The sequence below is a fragment of the Leptolyngbya iicbica LK genome (assembly GCF_004212215.1).
GTDB lineage: Bacteria > Cyanobacteriota > Cyanobacteriia > Phormidesmidales > Phormidesmidaceae > Halomicronema > Halomicronema iicbica.
Map to the genome: position 1 here is coordinate 1,354,103 of NZ_QVFV01000002.1, position 21,215 is coordinate 1,375,317.

The following is a 21,215-nucleotide window of genomic DNA, read 5'->3' on the forward strand; positions in this document are numbered from 1 at the left end:
GGGACAACAACCGGAAAATTAAGGTTGTTGAGGCATCACTCATGCGCGTACCGCTGCGATCGCTATTAATCATTCCCTTCGTCATACAAGTTGTGGGCGTCACTGGGGTCGTGGGCTATCTCTCGTATCGCAGCTGTGAAAATATTGTCGAAACCTTGGCCACCCAACTGCTGAACGAGACCGGTGCCTTAATTGAACAAAATTTAGATCAGTATTTGCTCGCGGCTGACGCGCACAATCAATCCCATGTGGCCGCTTTAGAGTCAGGCATCATCAGTCTCGACGACCTAGATGCACTGCATCGTTACCTCACCCTAGACCTGCTCGCCACCGACACCGCTACCACCTTTTTGCTCGGTACCGAAAACGGTGATCTGCGAGCGAGCCATCGCGTCACGGAAGCCGATTATGGGGACAATACCCGCCTTACCCCAGATGAGATTCCAATTGAGGCAGCTATTTTAGATCCGGCTCAGTCGCCCAATACCAATCTCTACAGTGTCGATGCGTTGGGCAATCCCGACCGCTATCTCGAGAGCATCAGCAACCTCGATGCAAGGACTCGGAGTTGGTATCTGAGGGCGGCCGCAACCGGGACCGCTGGTTGGAGTGACATCTTTCAGATCGGTTCGACTAACCATTTAGCCATCAGCAGGTTTGCCCCTCTCTACAGTGACGCGCAGGAATTACTCGGGGTGGTTGCTGTCAATGTCAGTCTGCAAAAATTAGACGACTTTTTAGGCAACTTAGCCTTTGTGGACGTGGGTCAGGCATTCATTATGCAAGGCGATGGTTTCTTAGTTGCTACTTCGACCAGCGACCCCACCTATACAGCAGTGCAAAGCCCTCGTGCCGCGACCGAGACTACGCCCAATGTGACCCCACCAGAACACATTCAGTTTCGGCGACTCACGGCCTTAGAGAGTGACAATCCGGTCACCCAGGCCGCCTTTCAGACTTGGCAGGCCCAGAGCGGCGAAGGAACTGCTCCCGACCTCCCAGCCGACTTCTCAATGAGAGTTGAGGGCGATCGCTATTACACCCGTATCACCGCTTACTGCACCGACTGCGGCCTGGACTGGATCATCGTTACGACGGTGCCGCAAACCGTCTTTCTTGCCCCTCTGTGGAAGACCCTGCGCCCTGCCGTCATTTGGTCAGGTTTGACGCTGTTGGCCGTGGTTGGCGCTGGGGTCTGGCTGGCCCGCCGCATCAATCGCCCCTTACAACAGTTAAATGCAGCGGTTTTAGCCTATGCGGATGGACAAGCTGCGGTCATCACCCAACCGACGCTGATTAAAGAGGTAGAAGCTTTGCGATTGGCCTTTTTGGAAATGATGGCCAAGACAGATGCCCAGCAGCAACACATTCAGCAGTTTCATGCCGATTATGAGCGATCGCTGGAAGCCAAAATCACTGAGCGTACGGCTGAGCTGAGTCAAACAACCACACAACTGCGAGAAGCGCAGCGGATTGCCAAGGTAGGCAGCTGGGAGTTTGACGTCGCCAGTCAGCAAATCACCTGGTCAGCCGAAATGTATCGAATTGTTGGCCGGGATCCTGCCTTAGGCCCCACCACCAGTGAAGAAACTTTTGCTATGGTGATGCCCCCCGGCGATGCCGAGCTGCGGGCTGCGGTGAAGCAGGCCCTATCAGCAGGAACCCCTTATCAGCTAGAACAAACCATTCTTTGCCCGAACGGTGAGCAGCGTCACGTCGTCAATCAGGGAGTAGCCCAACGCGATGAACAGGGCAACATTGTCCGCCTGGTAGGGACGACGGCAGATATCACTGCGCGCAAACTGGCGGAGTTGGCATTGGCGACCAGCGAAGAAAAGCGCCGCCTCGCCTTAGAGCTGACGAATACGGGCAGCTGGGAATTTGACATCGCCACAGGTCAAGCCACCTGGAGCGACAGTCACTATCGGTTAATGGGGCTCGAACCGCATGCTCTGCCCGCCAATTATGAAGTGTGGCGCGATCGCGTCCATCCCGATGATTTGGCGGCAGCAGAAGCCGCCTTTCAAATCGCGATCGCTGATCAGACCTTGCTTTCCGTTGAGTATCGAGTCGTTCATCCGGATGGTCAGGTGCGGTGGGTACTGACTCAGGGGCGGGCCATCTACACTGCCGATGGCACCCCCGATCGCATGGTCGGCGTCATGATCGATATTAGCGATCGCAAGCAGCTCGAACTGGCGTTACAAGCTTCAGAGTCACGGCTATCCAACGTTTTAAACAGTGCCCGCGCAACCATTTTGCGGATTCGCCTCCTGCCAGATGACCGCTTGGAATTTGATTATGTCTCGCAAAATTGTGAGCGGCTTTATGGGTTTAGCGCCGAGGCGTTGATGGCTGACCCCAGTCTTTGGCAAGGCGGTATCGAGCCAGAAGACTGGCAAGCGATCGTTTTGCCGATGTTGCGCCAGTTCAAACAGCAAACCTCGGTGCCGCAACACTTTGTGCAAACCTATCGCTATCGCTATCCTCCTCAGGGAGCCTTGCAGTATATTTTGGGCCACGTCTCAGTTAGTTGGCATGCGGCAGAGCAATATTGGGAAGGGACCGTCGTTGATACCGACATTACGGAGCTGAAACTCACAGAACAGACCTTGCAGTTCATGTCTCAGGAGTTGCAGGGGTGGCGCGATCGCTACGAAATTGCGATCGCCGCCGGACGGCAGGTGGTCTTTGAATATGACTTCGCCCAGCAAAGGTACACCTTTAGCCAAAATGCGTCGGAAATGTTTGGCTATGCGGCGGCTGACCTACCGCAAACCTTGGCCGATAGTTTTACCTATACCCATCCCGACGATGTGCCGATCCTGCAAGCAGCGATCGCCGCTGCTGTAACGGACGAGCAGTCATCCTACTGCATTGAGCTGCGGGTGCGGCGTCAAGACGGCACGTACCTCTGGGTCGAAGATCAAGCCGTAGTTCATTTTGATGACTCAGGTCAGCCTCTCAAAATTATTGGGTCACTGCGGGATATTAGCGATCGCAAACAAGCCGAACTAGAACGCGACATCGTCATCGAGCAGTTGCGACAATCGGGCGAAAATTATCTGGCCATTTTGCAATACCAGACCGAACTCATTGCCCGTTTTAAGCCTGACGGCACCGTGCTGTTTGTCAACAATGCCTTTTGTGAGTACTACGGAATAGAACGAGAGAGCGTTTATGGCACCACTTACCATCCCTTGATTTACCCGGAAGATCAGCCGGTGATCGACCAATGCTTAGCATCGCTGTCGCCGACCCATCCCTACTGCACGGTAGAAAATCGCGTCTACGTGCGGGGACAGGTGCGTTGGATGCACTGGACTAACTACGCTATCTACGATGAGCAGGGCCAACTAATGGAACTCCAGGCAGTAGGACGCGATATTCACGATCGCAAGCAAGCCGAAAGTGCCCTCAAAGCCAGCCAAGTCCAATACCAGCGCTTAGTGGATGACATCGGTCACAAATTTGTCGTGTTTAGCCACACTGGGGAGCTCGGCATCATCACCTATGTCAGCGATGGCGTCGAGTCCGTATTTGGCCGCTCACGAGCCACAGTGATGGGCCAGCCCTGGGCCACGCTCGGTGAGTGGCTCCCGCAATCGCGGCAACTGGCCGCCACCAAGCTACAAGCACTGCTGCATGAGCCCATCGATTTTCAAGAATTTGAGCTGGAGTTTAGGCATCCTGACGGAGCTCGACGCACCATCCGCGTCTCTCAGCACCCGGTCCGAGATGCCGCCGACCAACTGCTGGCGATCGAAGGCATTGTTGAAGACATTACTGATCGCAAGCAAGCGGAACTGGAATTGCAGCTACTGAACGCACAACTAGAGGAGTTGGCAAGCATCGATAGTCTGACGAAAGTGGCAAATCGGCGGCAGTTTCTCACGGTGTTGGCCCAAGAATGGTCACGTCACCAGCGCGAGCAGATTCCCCTCAGCATCATGATGCTCGACATCGATCACTTCAAAAGCTACAACGACACTTATGGACACCCCGCGGGCGATCGCTGTTTGACGCAAATTGCCAAGGTGCTCAAGGAGAATATGCAGCGCTCTGGCGACTTGGTGGCTCGTTACGGCGGGGAAGAGTTTATTATGCTGCTGCCCAATACCCATCAGGCCGGGGCAATCGCGATCGCTCAACGTCTGCAAGCTCAACTGGCCCAGCAGGCGATTCCCCATGCCGCTTCGCCCACTGATGCACACATTACGGTCAGCCTGGGCATTGCGGTGGTGCAAATGCCGACGGAAATGGATGACACCACCGCGATCGCGATCGCCGATGAAATGTTGTACGCCGCCAAGCGAGAGCGGAACACATATCAATTAAAAGTCGTCAGTTAGGGGGGCGATCCAAGCCCTCGACCATGCCCAGTCGGGGACGAGTGGCCGCGGGTGAGACTTCAGCAGTTATGACCGCAAGCGCCCCCCTCAGTGGCGCAATTCGCCAGAGTCGTTATTATGACAAACACAAAACTGTACTCGCCCCTGAGCTGATAGCTCTATTTGTCTTTAGGTTAGTAGCATTCCCCCCAGGACTTGGGCGGTCGTGAGGAATGCCGATTCCACAGCAGTTCAACGTCCCACTGCCCCTTATGGCAAGGTGTTTGTTTGGTTTTTCCGAGGAAGTATGACCATGTTTGCTAGATTTGCCGCTGCCGCTGCCGTCCTTCCTGTGTTGCTGAGCCAGTCTACGGCAGTGCTGGCCCAAACTGCGGATGCCTTTGCTAACTGGCGCTACCTCTATGCCGACAGTTTTGAAAATAGCGCGGGCCAGTCAGTGACCCAAAATTGGTGGCTCAGCCCTAACCAAACTCGCCAAAATAGCCAACTACGATTTACGTTGTTAGCCCGGCGATCGCCCATTAGCGACAACGGCACGGCGGCGGCCTTATTTGGGTATGTAGCCAACTGCGACAACATGATGTACGCGATCGAGAGTGTGCAATATCTTGACGTCAACGACCAAACCCTCAATAGCCAAACGATGCAGCAGGCCATGCAGTCCGCTGACCCTGACAGTCAGTTTTATAGTGTGCTGAGCGGCCTGTGCAGTGGTGCTTACTAAGGAATTGGAATTAAATTAAGTGTGAACAGCCGTCTCGGCTGTTCAAGAGCAGGCAAGATGCCTGCCCGACAAAACCTTGCTCTTATAAAGTCCTGGTTCCTAAGGGCGCGGGGCTCAGCCTATTTTTCCAGGATCGGTAGCGGTTAAATCGTAGAAGCGCGATCGCAAAACGTCCACGATGCGCTCATTAGCACGAGCCACATCAACGGTCCAAATGAGCCACTAGCTGTACCTCATACAGCTCTTCAAACCACAGCTTTTTGTCTGCGAGGTTCCAGAGTTCAGACGCGCAGTCGTCATGGGCGAATGCGGGCTGAATGTGGAGATGCAGCACTTGCTCGTCACTGTCGAAGTCGTACTGCACGGAAGCGATCGCGCCAATGCCCCGGCGATCGAGGGCCACTGCGACCCGCAACATAGCACTCAGTTCATTCACCAGATTGCGATCGTGCTTGTCTGACAGGTTGCGATAGTTGTCGTGCTTCTTTTTGGGCAGACTCTTGCGGTGATAGCGGGCCACATTGGCAATAACTTCGATCTCAGCTTCGGTATAGCCCAGCAGCTCACCATTGCGAATCAGGTAGTAGGAATGCTTGTGGTGGCTGGAGTGGCTGATATAGTGTCCGGCATTGTGCAAGATGGCCGCAGCCCAGAGCAGTTCTCGCTCAGCATTGCCCCAATCGTGCAGGTGGCCTTGGGTGGCGTCAAACAAGCTGAGCACAAAATCGGCCACGCGCTCGCGGGGGGCCTGGGGCACGTGGTATTTGTCGGCGGCGGCTCGCACACTGCGCTCCCGCACCGATCGCTGAAACTGCATCCGATCTTCGATCAGGCCCCGGCTGAGCATCCAGTCCACCACGACCCCCTCTCGCAAGGCCCGCTCGCAGATGGTCAGGCTTTCGGTACCCAGCATCGTCATGGTTTCTTGCAGAATGACGGCTCCCGCCAAAATAATTTCGGCTCGCCGGGCCGACATCTCGGGCAAATCGAGCCGCTCTTCCAGATCGAGCTTTCGCAGCTTGTTGGTCCAAGTTTCCAGTTCTTCCAGGGTGAACTGGAAGCCGTTGAGCGGTTCGGGCACAAAGCCAAGTCGATCTTGGGCGATCAGGGCCGCCACACATTCAATCGTGCCCGAGGTGCCGACAAGTTGCAGGGTTTCTTCGGGTTGCAGGTGCCGTTTCAAATCTTCTACGGCGGGTTCCATGCGCCCCCGCACATAGGCAGTGAGGTAGGTGAATTCTTCGTCACTGATGGGATCGGTGCTGACAAATCGCGCCGTCAGCCGCACCGCCCCGACCTTGGTGCTGCTCAAAAAGCGATGGGGGCCGCCCGTGCCGAGCAACAGTTCCGTCGAGCCGCCGCCAATATCGATCACAGCATGGGGTTGACCATGAAATTCCATGCCGGATAGGACGCCCAAATAAATTCGGCGGGCTTCTTCCGTCCCCGCAATTAAATTAATGGAGAGTCCGACTTCTTGCTGCACCCGTTCTAAAAAAGCTTGACCATTGTTCGCTTCGCGCACGGCACTGGTGGCGACGGCCACAATATCTTCGGCTTTTAAGCTTTCGGCCAGCGATCGGCACCGCTTCAGGGCTTCGATTCCCCGTTCCATCGCGTCTTCTGACAAGTCACCATTGTCGGCAAAGTCGCCCAGACGGACGGTTTCTTTTTCTCGGTCAATGATGGTAAACGCGGGGAGCGAGGCTTTGATTTTGACCACCACCATGTGAATTGAGTTGGTGCCCACGTCGATCGCGGCGAGGATGCGATCGCGTTGCAGGTTAGGATCCTGCTCTAGATAAGGATACGGGGCGCTAGCACGGGAAGGAACGGGAGTGGTATTTACCATAATCAAGTTTGGTATATTGCCTCACATATTACCGGGGAGCCCCTGCAGAGCTCAAACCTTCGTCACGCATTTACAACAGTTTTTATCACGAGAAATCAGGCGTTCACCATGGCTTCAATGTCGGCAGCGCGGGTCGGTAAGGCGGCGGTTAGCACTTCGCTACCCGTGGGCGTAATTAACACATCGTTTTCGATGCGGATGCCGCGCACGTCTTGAAATTCGGCCAGTCGCTCCCAGTTCACCACACCGGCGAAGCGATCGCGCTTTTGTGGATCTTGCAAAATGCCCGGCACTTGATAAAAGCCGGGCTCAATGGTGACGACCATGCCCACTTGCAACGGTCGATCGAGCCGCAGGAATCCTAGCCCAAAGCGATCGCTGCGGGTGCGACCGGGCGCATATCCTGCCAAATCACCCAAATCTTCCATGTCATGCACATCCAGCCCTAATAGGTGACCAATGCCATGGGGGAAGAACAGGGCGTGAGCATCCTGCTCGACCAACGAGTCCGGGTCGCCGCGCAAGATGCCTAACTCTACTAATCCCGCTGCGAGCACCCGACTCGCGAGTAGATGCAGCTCACGATATTCCACCCCCGGTTGGGCGGCCTCGATACAGGCGTCGTGAGCCGCCAGCACGATGTCGTAAATAGCTCGCTGCGTAGCCGAAAAAGTGCCCGTCACCGGCCAGGTGCGCGTAATGTCTGACGCCCAGCCCGTCGCCGCCTCAGCGCCCACATCCGCCAGTAGCAAATCCCCCGCCTGTAGGGTGTGGTGATAATGCTCGTTGTGCAGCACCTCGCCATGCACCGTGACGATGCTGTTGTAGGCGGTCGTCATGCCCTGGGCCATAATCACCGCTTCCATCGCGGCACGCACCGTGGCTTCGGTTTTGCCTGCTTGGGTGGCGGCCATACCGGCGCGGTGAGCCTGGACCGAAACTTGAGCGGCGCGACGCATTTCGGCGATCGCAGCGGCATCGTGGCTCAGCCGGAGTTGCACGATCGCCTCCGCCAACGCCCGATCCTGAGCCGGATTCACCACCCCGCGAGCGGTGAGTTGGCCAGCCGCCGTGGTCGAGTCTTGCACCGCTACAGTCGCAACTCCCGCCAAATGCTCTGCCAATTCACTCAGAGGATAGGCGGCATCGGCCCCAATTTTGCTCGCAATTTCGGCGCGAGTGGGCGTCGGGCCGTGCCACAAAGCCGCCGCCGGGGTGGCCTCATCCACAAATAATGTGAGCCGCGTGCCGTCAATCCGAATGGCCGCATTCATCAACGGCAGTCCGGCAAAGTAGAGGAAGTGACTACTCGCCCGAAAGGGATAAACGTTGGCGGGAAAGTTGCGGGGACTGGACTGGCCTGACCACAGCACGACGGGAAAGTTAATGAGCTGGGCCAGCCGCTCACGGCGATGACGGAGGACATCGGCCAGCGTGGGAGAAGGAGCGATCGCAGTCATAAAACCCGTACTTTATGAATGTTTAGGAATCAGGATTTTATAAAATCCAAGTTTTGTCGGGCAGGCATCTTGCCTGCTCTTGAACAGCCGTCTCGGCTGTTCACACTTAATTTAATTCCAATTCTTTAACAGCGTTAATGCCAGCGTAAAAGATAGGGGCGAGATTGACACCCGTAGGCAGCTAGAGATCGCGGCCGGAGCGCAACCACCGAGTCACCCAGTTGTCACAAAACCCTGAAGACAAACGCAGCAAAATAGTACAGAAATACTATTTTGCATGATACAGTGATGCTGTGACTTTCCATCGAGGTGGGCTATGCCATCGTTGGTTGTGCGTCCTGGCGGTACGGTGCGGCTTAAGCAGCAGCCCGATCATGTGCCCGACTTTGTGGTGATGGCCTGTGCGAGCGATCGCGCCTGGATTCGTCAGCCCGAGTGGCCCCAGCATATTCAACTATGCGTCCGGATGACCCAGTTGGCCGTGCCCTATCCTCAAGTCTCATAGGTGATGAGCCCAGATGTCCCCATCAGTTCAGACGACACTGCCACCCCTTGTTAGGATGGCGAAGGCACCATTCCTTAAGGGTTGTATGATTCCTGCTGATACTGCCGAAGCGCAAATCTTAGAATTGGTGACGCCGCTAGACTCGCGGCGCGATGTGGAAACCGTCTCCTTGCACGACGCCCCTGGACGCATTTTGTCGGCATCGGTGGTGAGTCCGATCGACTTTCCCCATTGGGATAACTCGGCCATGGATGGCTATGCGGTTCGCTATGAGGATATTGCACTGGCGAGCGCGACCGAGCCCGTGGAACTCGCGGTGATAGAAGACATCCCCGCTGGGCACTCGCCGCAAAAATCAGTGGCTACAGGACAAGCGGCGCGCATCTTTACCGGGGCGATGGTGCCGCCCGGAGCCGACACCATCATCATGCAAGAAGATACGGAGCGGCAGGGCGATCGCGTCAAAATTCTGACCGCAGGCCAGCCCCGAGCCTTTGTGCGGGAGCGGGGCAGTTATCGGCGCGCGGGAGACCGGGTGCTCTCGGTCGGTGAGCTGGTAACGGCCACGGAAGTCGCTATTTTGGCCGCAGTGCAGCGATCTCAGGTGGCAGTCTATCGCCAACCTCGGGTGGCGATCCTCTCCACCGGCAATGAGTTGGTCACCCCAGAAGTCGAGTTGCAACCGGGGCAGATCGTCGATTCCAATCAATATGCGCTGGCGGCGTTAGTGCGGCAGATGGGTGGCATCCCCGTATGTCTGGGCATTGTGCCGGATGATCCAGCGGCGCTGAAAACCGCCATTAGTCAGGCGATCGCCGAGGCCGACATGATTCTCTCGTCGGGGGGCGTATCGGTCGGTGACTATGACTATGTCGACCAGATTTTGAGTGACTTGGGGGCGACTTTGCACATTCGCGCGGTGGCGGTCAAACCGGGTAAACCCCTGACTGTTGCGACGGTCAAAGGCGAGTCCACCCCCCTACTCTATTTTGGCCTGCCGGGCAATCCCGTCTCGGCTCTGGTCAGTTTTTGGCGATTTGTGGCTCCAGCCCTGCGCAAACTATCGGGTCAGCGCCACAATTGGTCAGCGCCGTTTTTGCTAGCGCGATCGCGGCATGATCTGAAAGCGGGTGGCAAACGCGAAACCTATCTGTGGGGTCAGTTATATGCGACACCTTCAGGACTGGAGTTTAGTCTGGCTCAGGGCAGCCACAGTTCGGGTAATTTGATCAATTTGGCAGGCACCCAGGCATTGGCCGTAGTTCCCATTGGCGCGACGGCGATCGCGGCGGGCTCCATGGTGCGGGTGCTGTGGGTTGGAGCAGACTTGCCCGGGGGATGAGTCTTGTCGCCAGTTCCAAAGTTTTCTCTTAAGGCGTTGCTTGCAATTAGCATTGCCAATTGTTGGGGTTAGGCCGTGCCCACCGTACAGTTCCTTAGGAATGGGAACCTAATTAAGTGTGAACAGCCGTCTCGGCTGTTCAAGCGCAGGCAAAATGCTGCCGAAAAAACTTGGGTTTTATAAAATCCTGATTCCTTAACTGGCCTGGGGAGTTGATTGCAGCGCACAGCGCTGAGTGGGTGGCCGAGTGCTATAGCAGTCCGCAGTAAGGTACCAACAGGCAAGGAGCTTGAGCCCCTTGTTCCGCAACATGGGGATGTACGGAGCTATCTACGCGGCGCTATAGCATCCACCGGCTTGAGACGGCGCATAATAAGTTTCTCAACTGCCATGGCCCTCACTGCCCATCCGTTTTCAAAATGAAAAGCAGTTGCGATCGCGCAACCCATCCGCCTGTCCTCCCACTGCCCTGTCCCTCGGTTCTATGCAACAGCCTCCTTTCCATAACTCCAACCAAGATCCGCTGCCTGACGCCAACGACATCCAGGCAGAGTTTCAGGGCAAGCCGACGACTTGGCATCAAGATGATCCGAACTTTGAGCTATCGGAAGCCGGGCGATCGCGGCTAGAAGCCGATAAGCGCTGGCTCCGCAACTTTATCGTGGGACTGCTGCTGGCAGGGTTTGCCGTTGGTGGATTGCTAGCAGTGGGCTTAGTGTGGGGCATGAACCGCTTGAACATGATCGAGCCGACTCCCGTTCCTTCTCAAGAATCGGCCCCGTGATCGCAGCGATTAGCGATCGATCATGATGCGAAAGCGAGGGCGCTCGGGCTCGGGCACCTCGGGGGGGCGCTCCCGTTGCAAGATGACAACGTTGTTGCCAACCACGGGCGATCGCGCCAACAATTCACCCTCGGGCGTCACACATTGCAAGTCTGCAAATTCCAGGGTTTGCGATTGCTTTAGCAGGGCCTGAGTCAATTGATTTTGGTCGTATTCTGACAAACGATACCAGTCACCGTTAAAAACCAAGGTCAGCTGATTGCGCGTAAAATCCGCCTGCACCGAGTCAATCACTCGCTGAGCATTCAAGATGGAGCTATCGGTCAGCTGCGACTGAATTTTGGCAATGCGATCGCCATCCACAATAACGGGTGCGGCCTCAAGGGGTGTCGGGGCCGCTGCGGGGGGGGCTTCAACCTCGACAGGGGCAGTATCTGGCATGTCCCCAGTCGCCGACAAGGTTGGCGCAGGCGCGGGAGATGGCGATGAACTGGCGGTAGCAGGCTGACGGACACTGTTCAACACCACCAGCAGCAATACCAAGATCCCGATCAAAATGCCGCTGAGTACGATATCAGGCAGCTGAGCGATCGCCGGAATGCGATTCCGCAGACCCGCGAGTAGCCGCTGCCACACCCGCCGTAATCGTCGTCCAGTCGGCTTTAACCAGCTCAGAGCATCTTGCGTGGAAGGGGACGTAGGCGGCGCAGGCGGTGTCTCGGCTAATTCCTCATCCCATTCAAAAGTCGCCTCATCCCATTCTTCAGTGGTTGTCGCAGCGGCTGTAGCGGCATCTTCGGCTGAACGCGCGTCCGGCAGCGCTGATTCTAAAGAGTCATACGCGCTATCGTCTGACCACTCCGCCTCCGCGTCCTCATCGCTGGCCGCAGCGGCCTTCACGTCATCGGTCAGGTTGGCGGGGTGATCAGCCTCCCGATGCTCTTGAGTCAGCGGGTTGTCTGTAGCGGTCAACGACTCTTCCAGAGCGCCATAATCGAGATCGTCGGACCACTCTGATTCCGCCCAGTTGGTGGCATCCTCCGGGGGCGTCGGATTTTCTGGCGTGTTCGGTTCCTCAGGCATGGGGGCGCGTTCCTTGTGACCAAGCTGGTGCTATTGTCGCGTAAAACCGTTGATTCCACCGGAGAAATCAGCGCCACGAAACCAATGCAGTAGCCGTAATCACGTTCAAATGCTTTGGTATACTAGACGTTCAAACGCTCTTAAGCAGGCTTTATGCTCAAAAATACTTCTCCTTTTGACAATCAGCAGTTAATGCGGCGGCAAGAAGAATTGATCAACGCGGCTTCGAACCGTTACCGCATTACTGTGCAGGTCGCAAATCGGGCACAACGCCGCCGATTTGAAGAGTTCGAAGCTTATGACGACCCCCGGATGAAGCCGGTGCTACGAGCCATCATTGAAATGTCTGACGAGCTGACGCAGCCAGAAATTATTGGCGAATAAGCAACTGTGCGTCATTTGAAGGAAGGTTTAGGCTGGCGTTTGGGGTATGACCCAGACGCCAGTGTCTTTAAAGGCTTGGTAGGGGGCGATCGCTGGACCGTTGAATTAACCGAAGCTGAGTTCGCAGATTTTTGTCGGCTAACGCTACAACTGGCCGACACGGTGCGATCGCTCGCCAATGAACTCATGGATGAAGAGCGCATCTGTTGCGAGCAAGAAACCGCCCACATTTGGCTAGAAGTTGAAGGACTGCCCACCGCTTTTGACTTACGATTCATTCTTTTAGCAGGGCGGCGGGCTGAAGGGGGCTGGACCGCCACCGCCACCGCTAACATCATTCAGGCAATTCCTGCATTAACGCTGTTTTAAGTTGCGCAACGCCATCACAAGGGCCAACACCCGTCGGCAGATTTCCTTGAGTTTTCCAAACCAAATGTCAGTCCGTGGGTGTGGGGCAGTTACTGAACGATATCAGCCGTTGCGGCCAAGCTCGAAGCCTTAATCCACCACGTCTTGAATAGCCTGCTTGAGGCGAGCCAAGGCGGTCTGTACTTCATCAGCCGTGACCACCAGCGGCGGCACTAGACGCACCACACTCGGTCCGGCGGGAACCACTAACAAGCCCTGCTCCATCGCAGCTTTCACAATATCGATGGATTTCACCGAGGCGTCTGGCTGAAGCACGAGGCCGTTGATCAGGCCCCACCCGCGTGCTCCCGAGAATAGCTGGGGATAGGCTTGAGCGATCGCCGCCAATCCCGCCCGCAGTTCTTCCCCCCGCGCCTGCACATTTTCCAACAGACGCTCGCGCATCAGCGCCTGGCATACGGCCAATGCCACCCCGCACACAAAGGGGTTACCGCCAAAGGTGCTGGCGTGGTCTCCCGGCTCAAAGACGTCGCAGTGGGCTTTGCACAACATCGCTCCGATGGGAATGCCGCCGCCCAGTCCCTTGGCGGAGGAAAAAATATCGGGCTCAATGCCCAGATTTTCGTAGCCCCAGAGTTTCCCCGTCCGGCCCACGCCCACCTGCACTTCGTCCAAAATCAGCAAAATGCCAGTGTCGTCACAGAGTTGCCGTACCTGCTGAAAATACTCGCGATCGCCAGGATTGACACCGCCCTCACCCTGAAGGGGTTCTAGCAAAATAGCGGCCACTTGGGGGCGATCGCCATCCAGCTCAGCCACGGCGGCCTGCAGCGCTGCAAAGTCGTTGTAGGGCACGTAGTGAAATCCGGGCACCAAGGGGTTGAAATTCTTTTGGTACTTGGGTTGTCCCGTGGCAGTCACGGTTGCCAGGGTCCGACCGTGGAAGCTCGCGTTGGCGGTCAGAATAATGGGAAATTCAATATCCCGCTTAACGTGGGCATATTTGCGCGCCAGCTTGATCGCCGCTTCATTGGCCTCAGCCCCGGAATTACAGAAAAACGCCTTGTCCGCACAGGAATGCTGGGTCAGCCAGTGGGCCAGCTCCCCCTGTTCGGGAATGTAGTAAAGGTTTGAAACGTGGTGCAGCTTTTGGATTTGCTGCGTGACCGCTTCCACCATGACGGGGTGACCATGGCCCAATGTGCAGGTAGCAATGCCCGCCACAAAATCGAGATATTCGCGACCGTCGGTATCCCACACGCGGCTGCCCTGGCCTCGCTCTAACGCGAGGGGAAAGCGTCCGTAGGTCTTCATCACCGAACTGTCGAAGGTGACGGCATCAAAGGCGCGATCGCTCACCCGAGCTGGCGATGTCAATGCTTTAAGAGAGTTCCGAACTTTCGTAGCTAAGCTCACTGCACATTCCTCAACGTCAAGCGGGGAAATCGCTTCAGGATAACGGCCCGCGATCGCCCTCAGCGTAAATGCTTATGATAGCTTAGCCCCGGTCAGCCCTGAGCACATGGGTCATCAGAATTTTCTTCGGCAAAAGATTTTGGCGCAATCCGCCGATTTTGCCACAACTCGCCGTGAGCGCCCAACGGTTTCAGCCTTCATGCGATCAGGGGAGAGAGGCTCAGGGGAGCAATGTCACGAGACGATCATGCATCTCTTGACGGATGATGCTAACCGCTCAGCACGCGATATTAAAAATAGTGATTCCCCTGACAGCTCGTGTAATTTGCCAGACAGTTTCCTGAGCAGTCACGCGATCACCCGAAAGAGGAACAGTGGGGCTGATGCTCTGGTCACTCAGCATCCAAAATCGCCAACCGTTCGTATGGTCTAGCGGTGCCCCTAATTGACTTAGCTTTTTTGACGTTGACACGCCGTCACCAGAGCCGCGCTCACACGTAGTCAGGTCGTGTCACACATGTATAAAATGCACACATTTGAGAACTCAACTTGGGACATTGAAGACGATGAGCAGGCTTTGATTTTAAATCGGGTCGGGGATGCGATCGCCCTCTTCAATGCCGAGCGCCGATTAACGCTCTTTAACGACAAATTTCGGGAAATGTTTGACCTGTCGGCGGATTGGCTGAGTCAGCGGCCCCAGTTGGCAGATATTTTGGATCGGTTAGTCGCGAAATCATTTTGGTCAGCCGAGCAGCGCAACCAAGTGATGGCGCACTGTGATGAGCCGACCTTGCAAAACCAAGCCATGCCCCTACAGCAGGCCAATCAAACTTATTTGGAATTGTTAGTCACCAACACCTCAAATCAGGGACAGTTATTCATCCTGCGGGATTTAACGCGAGAGCGGCAGTCTCAGCTGCAGTTAGCGGGTGAAGTGCATCGCCTCCGGTTTTTGCTGGGCCTCACGGAGAAGCTGCAAACGTCGGACAATCTTGAAGAAATTGGCAAATTCGCCCTGAACTATTTAGTCGAAGCGATGGGGGCCGCTTTTGGCGACGTCAAAGTGGTGAGTGGTCAGGGCAAAAATCGCGTGGCGGGTCCCTTGACCAATCAAATCTCAGGACAGTTCATCGCCACCTATGGCAAACCTGCGATCGCCGCCATGGAAACTGTCTTGCAGCAAGGGGTGAAATATGGCGAAGGCCTCCTGTGGGACGTCGTTGATACTGGCAAGCCGATGTTTGTCGAAAATTATGCCGAGCATCCGAAATCGGTGCCGGGCTTTCGCCATCCCGGTATTGGGCAGTTAGGCATCTTTCCTATTCCCTCGGCAGATGGCAGCATCATCGGCGTCGTCACGCTGGAATCGCGCACCCTGCAAAAGTTGCAAGAAGCCCCCCAGCAAGACATGTTGTTGGCGGCCTGTCGCACCTTGGGCGCCGCGATCGAACGGGCGCAGTCCCAAGAGCGACTCCAGCGCATCAACCGCGACTTAGAGCAAGCGTCACGGCTGAAATCGGAGTTCTTGGCGTCAATGTCCCACGAACTGCGCACGCCATTGAACAGCATTCTCGGCTTTTCGGAACTCATGCTGAAGCAGTTGCCGGAAGACGCCCCCCGCAAGATTGGTCACGTTAAGGCGATTCGCCGCAGCGGCCAGCATTTGCTGAACTTGATCAATGACATTTTGGATTTGTCCAAAATTGAGTCCGGCAAGTTTGAACTCGACCTGGAAAATGTTTCCGTGCAAAATCTTTGTCGCGAGTGCTTGAGCATGGTGCAGCCTCGGGCCGATCGCAAACGCCTGCTGCTCTCGTTGGAATTGGACTACCGCATCGATCGCGTCAACCTGGATGCGCGGCGGGTACGGCAGATGATCATCAATCTGTTATCCAACGCCATTAAGTTCACCCCTGAAAAAGGTAAAGTGCGCCTGTCAGTCACGCTGGCCTATGGCAGTCAGCTGCTCGACGACTTTCGCCCCGACGACAGCACCGTCAATGTCAGCACGCCATATCTGTGCATTGCCGTCACCGATACGGGCATCGGCATTCCCCCCGAAAAGCGGAACTTACTGTTTCGCCCATTTCAGCAAATTGATGCCTCCCTCACCCGACGCCACGAAGGCACTGGTCTGGGCCTAGCGCTGACCAAACGATTGGCTGAAATGCACGGCGGCACCGTTTCTCTCAAAGCCAATACGGCAGTGGGCAGTACCTTTGCCATTTGGTTGCCGCTGCATGAAATGCGCCACGTCGCGCCCCCGAGCGCGGCTCCCGTCGCGGTGAACCAGCCGTTATCGGGCCCAGCGTCTGATTGTGAAGCGTGCAACGGTCAGGCCATCCTAGTCGTTGAAGACCAACCTTATAATCAAGCGCTGATTTCTGAAGTGCTGGAGATGGAAGGCTTTGCGGTTGATTTGGTGAGCGATGGTCACGCCATGATGGCAACGATGAATTCTGAACTGGTCACCGACAACTCTCTGCCCTGCCTGATTTTGATGGATGTGCAACTTCCCGGGGTCGATGGTCTAACGCTTATTCAATCCCTGCGTCAGCATCCGCTATGGCAGTCCGTCCCGATTGTGGCGGTGACGGCCATGGCCATGCCGGGCGATCGCGATCGCTGTCTCGCCGCCGGGGCCGACGACTACATCACGAAACCCATCGACTTTGACTTGCTGTTGCAAAAGACGCGGCAGTTAACCCAGACGCCAGCGGCTGATTGACCAAACCGCTGGATGCCCATGCTACCAATGTCTTGACTGACCGGCTGGGCACGCTAGGGCTGTATCTACCAAACCGACAACCCTTGAACCGTGTGTTCCCATGACTGTGACAACGTCTACTTCGATTTTGTTGGTGGATGACGACCCGCAGAATCTCTATCTCATGGCCGAAGTTTTAGAGGCGGAAGGCTACCAAGTGCAACAGGCGACCTCAGGGACTGCGGCACTAGAGGCGATCGCTGCGACACCTCCCCACTTGGTCTTGCTCGACATCATGATGCCTGAGATGGATGGGTTTGAAGTGTGCGAGCAGATTCGCCAAAATCCCCAAACTGCCACGGTGCCAATCATTTTTCTCACCGCCCTCAGTGATGATGATGCCTACCTCAAGAGTGTGGAAGTCATGGGCGACGACTATCTGACCAAGCCCATTCAGCTCGATCTGGTGCTGAAAAAAATTCAGCGCACGCTGCGGCTCAAACAATTGCGAGATGAAGCCTATCAGGCCCAATTGTCGGCCCAAACAGAAAAGATGGTGCAGATTCAACTGCAGCACCAGCGGCAAATGACGGCGGCCTGGAAAATTAGTGAGGCCCTGGCCGAAAAGTTTTACTCCTTTGTGCCCCAACAATTTTTGACGCGGGTTGCACCGCGCGGCTTAGAGTCGCTGCAGGTGGGCAATGCCAATGAGTCCGACATGACGATCTTGTTTTGCGACATTCGCGAATTTACCGCGATCGCCGAAACTCAGACTGCCCGCGCCACCTTTGCCTGGCTCAATGTCTTTTTTGAAAGCATTAACCAGGCCGTCATGCAGCATCAAGGCTTTGTCGATAAATATCTGGGGGATGCGGTGATGGCCGTGTTCGATCGCGACCAGCATCACGCCTGCGACGCCGTTCAGGCAACCGCGCAAATTTGCCAAGCGCTGGAAAAGTTTAACGGCGATCGGCATCAATTTGGGCTGACCGAGCCGATTCGCATTGGCATCGGCCTGCACTCCGGTCGGGGGCTCATTGGCACCGTCGGGGCAAACCAACGCATGGATACGACCGTGGTGGGCGACGTCGTTAATACAGCCTCGCGCCTCGAACATCTCACCAAAACCTATCAATGCGCCACGATCATCAGCGAGGCGGTGATTGAACAATTGCCCACCGACCATAACTTTCAATTTCGCTGGCTCGATTTGGTCACCCCTCGGGGCAAAACGCAATCGCTCAACATCTATGCCTTGATGAGTGGTGAGCGCGATCGCGCTGCCTCCGTCACGACCCAGCAAGCCCCCACCTAGCGTTAATTGCCAGGTGCTTAGACCACTGCTGACATTGCTGCCGCCTGCTGATTTCTGCCAAATTAACCACTAAGCTGAAGGAGTCGTCATCCGCGCCCAACCACTGTCATGAACTGCCGTTTGCAAATGAGTTTTCGCTGGGTGGTGCTGTGCTGTTGCTGCCTGAGCTTATGGGCTTGTCAAGGCAGTCCTTTCAACCAAAACGATACGTCTTACCGCTATCAGCAACCGAGCCAAGACGGCATTGGTAAAGTCTACATGGGACGTGAAATTGCCCAAGTGATGGGCTATGAGGGAGCCTATTGGTTAGAGCGACCCAGTCGGGAACTGCAAGAGCACCCGCAATTGGTGGTCGATTTGTTAGACCTAGAGCCGGATGCGATCGCGGCGGATATTGGTGCAGGCAGCGGCTACATGACCCAACGCCTCGCCCAAGCCGTCCCCAATGGCAAAGTCTTTGCGGTCGATGTGCAGCCCGAGATGATTGACTTGCTCAATCAGCGCATTGTCGAGGAAGACCTCACGGCTATCGAGCCGGTGCTGGGCACGACCGCCGATCCCAAGTTGCCACCTAACAGCATTGACCTCGCGTTGATGGTTGATGCCTATCACGAATTTGAGTATCCCCGAGAAATGATGGAGCATCTGTGGACCGCACTGCGTCCCGGTGGGCAAGTCGTACTGGCCGAATATCGCGCCGAAAATCCACTGGTCATGATCAAACGCTTGCACAAAATGAGCGAAGCTCAGGTAAAACGCGAGTTGACCGCTATTGGATTTGAATGGTTGAAGACGGAAGAATCACTGCCCCAACAGCACTTGTTGTTCTTTTCGAAACCGATGGCTGCTGAATCCACCACTGCCCCAGCGCCAACGACATAATGTTTGCTCTCAGGGCTAGGGCACCGTCAGCTTAACCAGATAATGCCGCCATTGCTTGAGCCATCCCTGGGGGGATTTGAGGCCAAGCAATTCGAGTTTCACCTTAATATTCCTTCCATGAGGTGAGAAGATAGTGTTTGGCGATCGCACGTATTGAGTAAGACCTATGTTGAAACGACTCACAGCTTTACTGTTGGTAGTGACGGCCCTCGTCCTACAGGGCTGTGTCAGCGCTGGAGCGGGGTTGCAAGCCTACACCGACACGTATGACGGGTATCGGTTTCTTTATCCCTCCGGTTGGACTGAAGTCAAAGTCTCCGGCAACGCCGATGTCGTTTTCCACGACATTGTGAATGAAACCGAAAACATCAGCGTCGTCATTAGCGACGTGCCCGAAGGCCAGACCCTGCAAGATTTGGGCACCCCGACCGAAGTCGGCTATAAGCTTTCCAAAAGCCTGAATGCCATGGCAGGCGAAGAGCGAGAAGTAGAACTGGCAAACGCGATTGAACTCGATCGCGACGGCGTCACCTATTACATCTTGGAATATATCGCCGATCTGCCTTCGGGGATTCGCCATAACCTCGCCAGCGTAGTCGTCCGTCGGGGCAAGCTCTTTACTTACAACGCCTCGACTATCGAAGGCCGCTGGGACAAGGTGGCAGACTTATTAAAGCAGTCTGTGGCTTCGTTTTCGGTGGATTAATTAACGGCGGTTCTGGCGATTTATGCAGCGAGTTTACTGATGGAAGACTTGCAGTTTGTGCTGGCCTCGGCATCCCCGGCGCGCCGAAAGTTGCTAACCGATGCGGGCATTTCCGTCTATACCTGCCCCAGCAACTTTGATGAAGACCAGGTCCAAATTAATGAGCCAGGGGAATTAGTCTGCACCCTGGCCCAGAGCAAGGCGCAGCTAGTCGCACCGCAGTTCAAGCGGGCGCTGGTGTTGGGGTGTGACTCGGTGCTGGCGTTTAACGGCCAGATTTATGGCAAACCGGACAGTCCTGCCGACGCGATCGCTCGCTGGCAAGCCATGCGCGGCAACGTGGGTGAACTGTACACTGGCCACGCCCTGATCGATACCGTGCAGCAAACAGCGATCGTGCGCTGCCGGGTGACCCAGGTTTACTTCGCGGTGGTGAGCAATCGTCAAATTGCCGATTATGTCGCTACTGGGGAACCGCTGGGTTGTGCCGGAGCCTTTGCGATCGACGGCAAGGGGAGCTGTTTCATCGAAAAGCTCGACGGCTGCCACACAAACGTCATTGGCCTGAGTATGCCGCTATTACGAGAACTCATTCACGAGCTGGGCTACGACATCACGGATTTTTGGTCAGCGAGTTGAGCGATCGCCCGCTAAACTTCACCCTCAATCTCAGATTTATGCTGCGGCCAGGCGCTGACCCAATTTTTGCGCTTGTCGTTGCAGGCGCGGCGACAATTGCGCGTTTTGGGGATCAATCATGCCAATCCACACGGTACCGATGGGCTTAGCGCCCAGCAGTTGCGCGACTTGTCGTAGCGTCTTCGTCACATGGGTGAGCCGCCGCGCCAACCAACCCGGTGCCGCACTCGAAGACACCAGTACTGCCTGTTTCGTCATCTGAGACTGGCGTAACGTGGGCGCTTTTTGGCCCCAAGGCCAATAGCCATAACAGACGCAGCGTTCGACAAAGCGTTGGGTCAGGGCGTTAATGCCGCCAAAATTGACTGGGGCTCCCAATACGAAAGCATCAGCAGTCTCCAACTCATCCAAAATGGTGGCCATGTCATCAGCCAATACACAGGTGCCCCGTTGTGGCCCCGGTTGCTGCAAACAGACGCGGCAATTGGTGCAAAACTCGATGTGCTGATCTTGCAGGTAAATCTTATGGGTTTCAGCGCCAGCCGCTTCAGCAGCGGCCAAAATTGCGCTCACAGCGGTGTCGATGGTGCCATGTTTGCGGTAACTGCCGACAATGCCGATGATGCGAGGGGTTGTCGTCATGATGGGAGTCCTCCTGATCGAAATGGAGCCGGGCAGAAGCATCGCTGCCA

At 55.8% G+C, this 21,215-nt stretch carries 17 protein-coding genes; 12 read left to right on the forward strand and 5 right to left on the reverse strand.

The features are described 5' to 3' along the window. Positions 1–41 precede the first annotated feature (41 nt). Both DYY88_RS13000 and DYY88_RS13005 read left to right on the forward strand, forming a co-directional pair. Positions 42–4,352, forward strand: coding sequence for a PAS domain-containing protein (locus DYY88_RS13000; protein WP_039727496.1), 4,311 nt, complete (start codon positions 42–44; stop codon positions 4,350–4,352). Between the two features lie 292 nt (positions 4,353–4,644). Further along, positions 4,645–5,076 carry a hypothetical protein gene (locus DYY88_RS13005; RefSeq protein ID WP_130199429.1) on the forward strand — a complete coding sequence of 144 codons (432 nt, stop codon included), beginning with the start codon at positions 4,645–4,647 and terminating at the stop codon, positions 5,074–5,076. A gap of 202 nt (positions 5,077–5,278) precedes the next feature. Here the strand turns inward: DYY88_RS13005 and DYY88_RS13010 are convergent, their stop codons facing one another. Together DYY88_RS13010 and DYY88_RS13015 are read right to left on the reverse strand one after the other, a co-directional pair. Beyond that, a complete protein-coding gene (locus tag DYY88_RS13010; protein ID WP_039727493.1) occupies positions 5,279–6,928 on the reverse strand; it encodes a Ppx/GppA phosphatase family protein in 1,650 nt (549 codons plus the stop codon). 95 nt (positions 6,929–7,023) lie between these two features. Continuing rightward, complete coding sequence (locus DYY88_RS13015; RefSeq protein ID WP_039727492.1) at positions 7,024–8,388, reverse strand: aminopeptidase P family protein; 1,365 nt, start codon at positions 8,386–8,388, stop codon at positions 7,024–7,026. 316 nt (positions 8,389–8,704) lie between these two features. Between DYY88_RS13015 and DYY88_RS13020 the strand changes: the two genes are divergently transcribed. From DYY88_RS13020 to DYY88_RS13030, 3 genes are all read left to right on the forward strand, one after another. Next, positions 8,705–8,893: a hypothetical protein gene (locus tag DYY88_RS13020; RefSeq protein WP_039727491.1), complete on the forward strand. Its 189-nt coding sequence runs from the start codon at positions 8,705–8,707 to the stop codon at positions 8,891–8,893. Positions 8,894–8,978: 85 nt separating this feature from the next. Continuing rightward, positions 8,979–10,235: a molybdopterin molybdotransferase MoeA gene (locus DYY88_RS13025; RefSeq protein WP_039727490.1), complete on the forward strand. Its 1,257-nt coding sequence runs from the start codon at positions 8,979–8,981 to the stop codon at positions 10,233–10,235. A 484-nt stretch (positions 10,236–10,719) separates the two neighbouring features. Continuing rightward, a complete protein-coding gene (locus DYY88_RS13030; protein ID WP_130199430.1) occupies positions 10,720–11,019 on the forward strand; it encodes a hypothetical protein in 300 nt (99 codons plus the stop codon). A 9-nt stretch (positions 11,020–11,028) separates the two neighbouring features. On the opposite strand, the gene DYY88_RS13035 is transcribed toward DYY88_RS13030, so the two are convergent. Then, positions 11,029–12,102: a hypothetical protein gene (locus DYY88_RS13035; protein ID WP_052288472.1), complete on the reverse strand. Its 1,074-nt coding sequence runs from the start codon at positions 12,100–12,102 to the stop codon at positions 11,029–11,031. A gap of 153 nt (positions 12,103–12,255) precedes the next feature. On the opposite strand from DYY88_RS13035, the gene DYY88_RS13040 reads away from it, so the two are divergent. Both DYY88_RS13040 and DYY88_RS13045 read left to right on the forward strand, forming a co-directional pair. Next, on the forward strand, positions 12,256–12,486 hold the full coding sequence (locus tag DYY88_RS13040; protein ID WP_039727488.1) for a DNA-directed RNA polymerase subunit omega: 231 nt from the start codon (positions 12,256–12,258) through the stop codon (positions 12,484–12,486). A gap of 6 nt (positions 12,487–12,492) precedes the next feature. Beyond that, the gene (locus tag DYY88_RS13045; RefSeq protein ID WP_039727487.1) at positions 12,493–12,855 is read left to right on the forward strand and encodes a DUF1818 family protein; all 363 of its coding nucleotides are present in this window, start codon (positions 12,493–12,495) and stop codon (positions 12,853–12,855) included. A gap of 129 nt (positions 12,856–12,984) precedes the next feature. Here DYY88_RS13045 and DYY88_RS13050 read toward each other — a convergent pair whose 3' ends face one another. After that, complete coding sequence (locus tag DYY88_RS13050) at positions 12,985–14,232, reverse strand: aspartate aminotransferase family protein (RefSeq protein WP_044151269.1); 1,248 nt, start codon at positions 14,230–14,232, stop codon at positions 12,985–12,987. A 556-nt stretch (positions 14,233–14,788) separates the two neighbouring features. On the opposite strand from DYY88_RS13050, the gene DYY88_RS13055 reads away from it, so the two are divergent. The 5 genes from DYY88_RS13055 (at position 14,789) to DYY88_RS13075 (ending at position 20,523) form a co-directional block, all read left to right on the forward strand. Next, the gene (locus DYY88_RS13055) at positions 14,789–17,002 is read left to right on the forward strand and encodes a hybrid sensor histidine kinase/response regulator (RefSeq protein WP_236146364.1); all 2,214 of its coding nucleotides are present in this window, start codon (positions 14,789–14,791) and stop codon (positions 17,000–17,002) included. A 100-nt stretch (positions 17,003–17,102) separates the two neighbouring features. Continuing rightward, positions 17,103–18,296 carry a response regulator gene (locus tag DYY88_RS13060; RefSeq protein WP_044151268.1) on the forward strand — a complete coding sequence of 398 codons (1,194 nt, stop codon included), beginning with the start codon at positions 17,103–17,105 and terminating at the stop codon, positions 18,294–18,296. A gap of 108 nt (positions 18,297–18,404) precedes the next feature. Further along, positions 18,405–19,178: a class I SAM-dependent methyltransferase gene (locus DYY88_RS13065; protein ID WP_052288471.1), complete on the forward strand. Its 774-nt coding sequence runs from the start codon at positions 18,405–18,407 to the stop codon at positions 19,176–19,178. Between the two features lie 166 nt (positions 19,179–19,344). After that, a complete protein-coding gene (gene psbP / locus DYY88_RS13070; RefSeq protein WP_039727485.1) occupies positions 19,345–19,884 on the forward strand; it encodes a photosystem II reaction center PsbP in 540 nt (179 codons plus the stop codon). 39 nt (positions 19,885–19,923) lie between these two features. Then, a complete protein-coding gene (locus DYY88_RS13075) occupies positions 19,924–20,523 on the forward strand; it encodes a Maf family protein (RefSeq protein WP_039727484.1) in 600 nt (199 codons plus the stop codon). A 36-nt stretch (positions 20,524–20,559) separates the two neighbouring features. Here the strand turns inward: DYY88_RS13075 and DYY88_RS13080 are convergent, their stop codons facing one another. After that, a complete protein-coding gene (locus DYY88_RS13080) occupies positions 20,560–21,165 on the reverse strand; it encodes a flavodoxin family protein (protein ID WP_039727483.1) in 606 nt (201 codons plus the stop codon). Positions 21,166–21,215 lie beyond the last annotated feature (50 nt).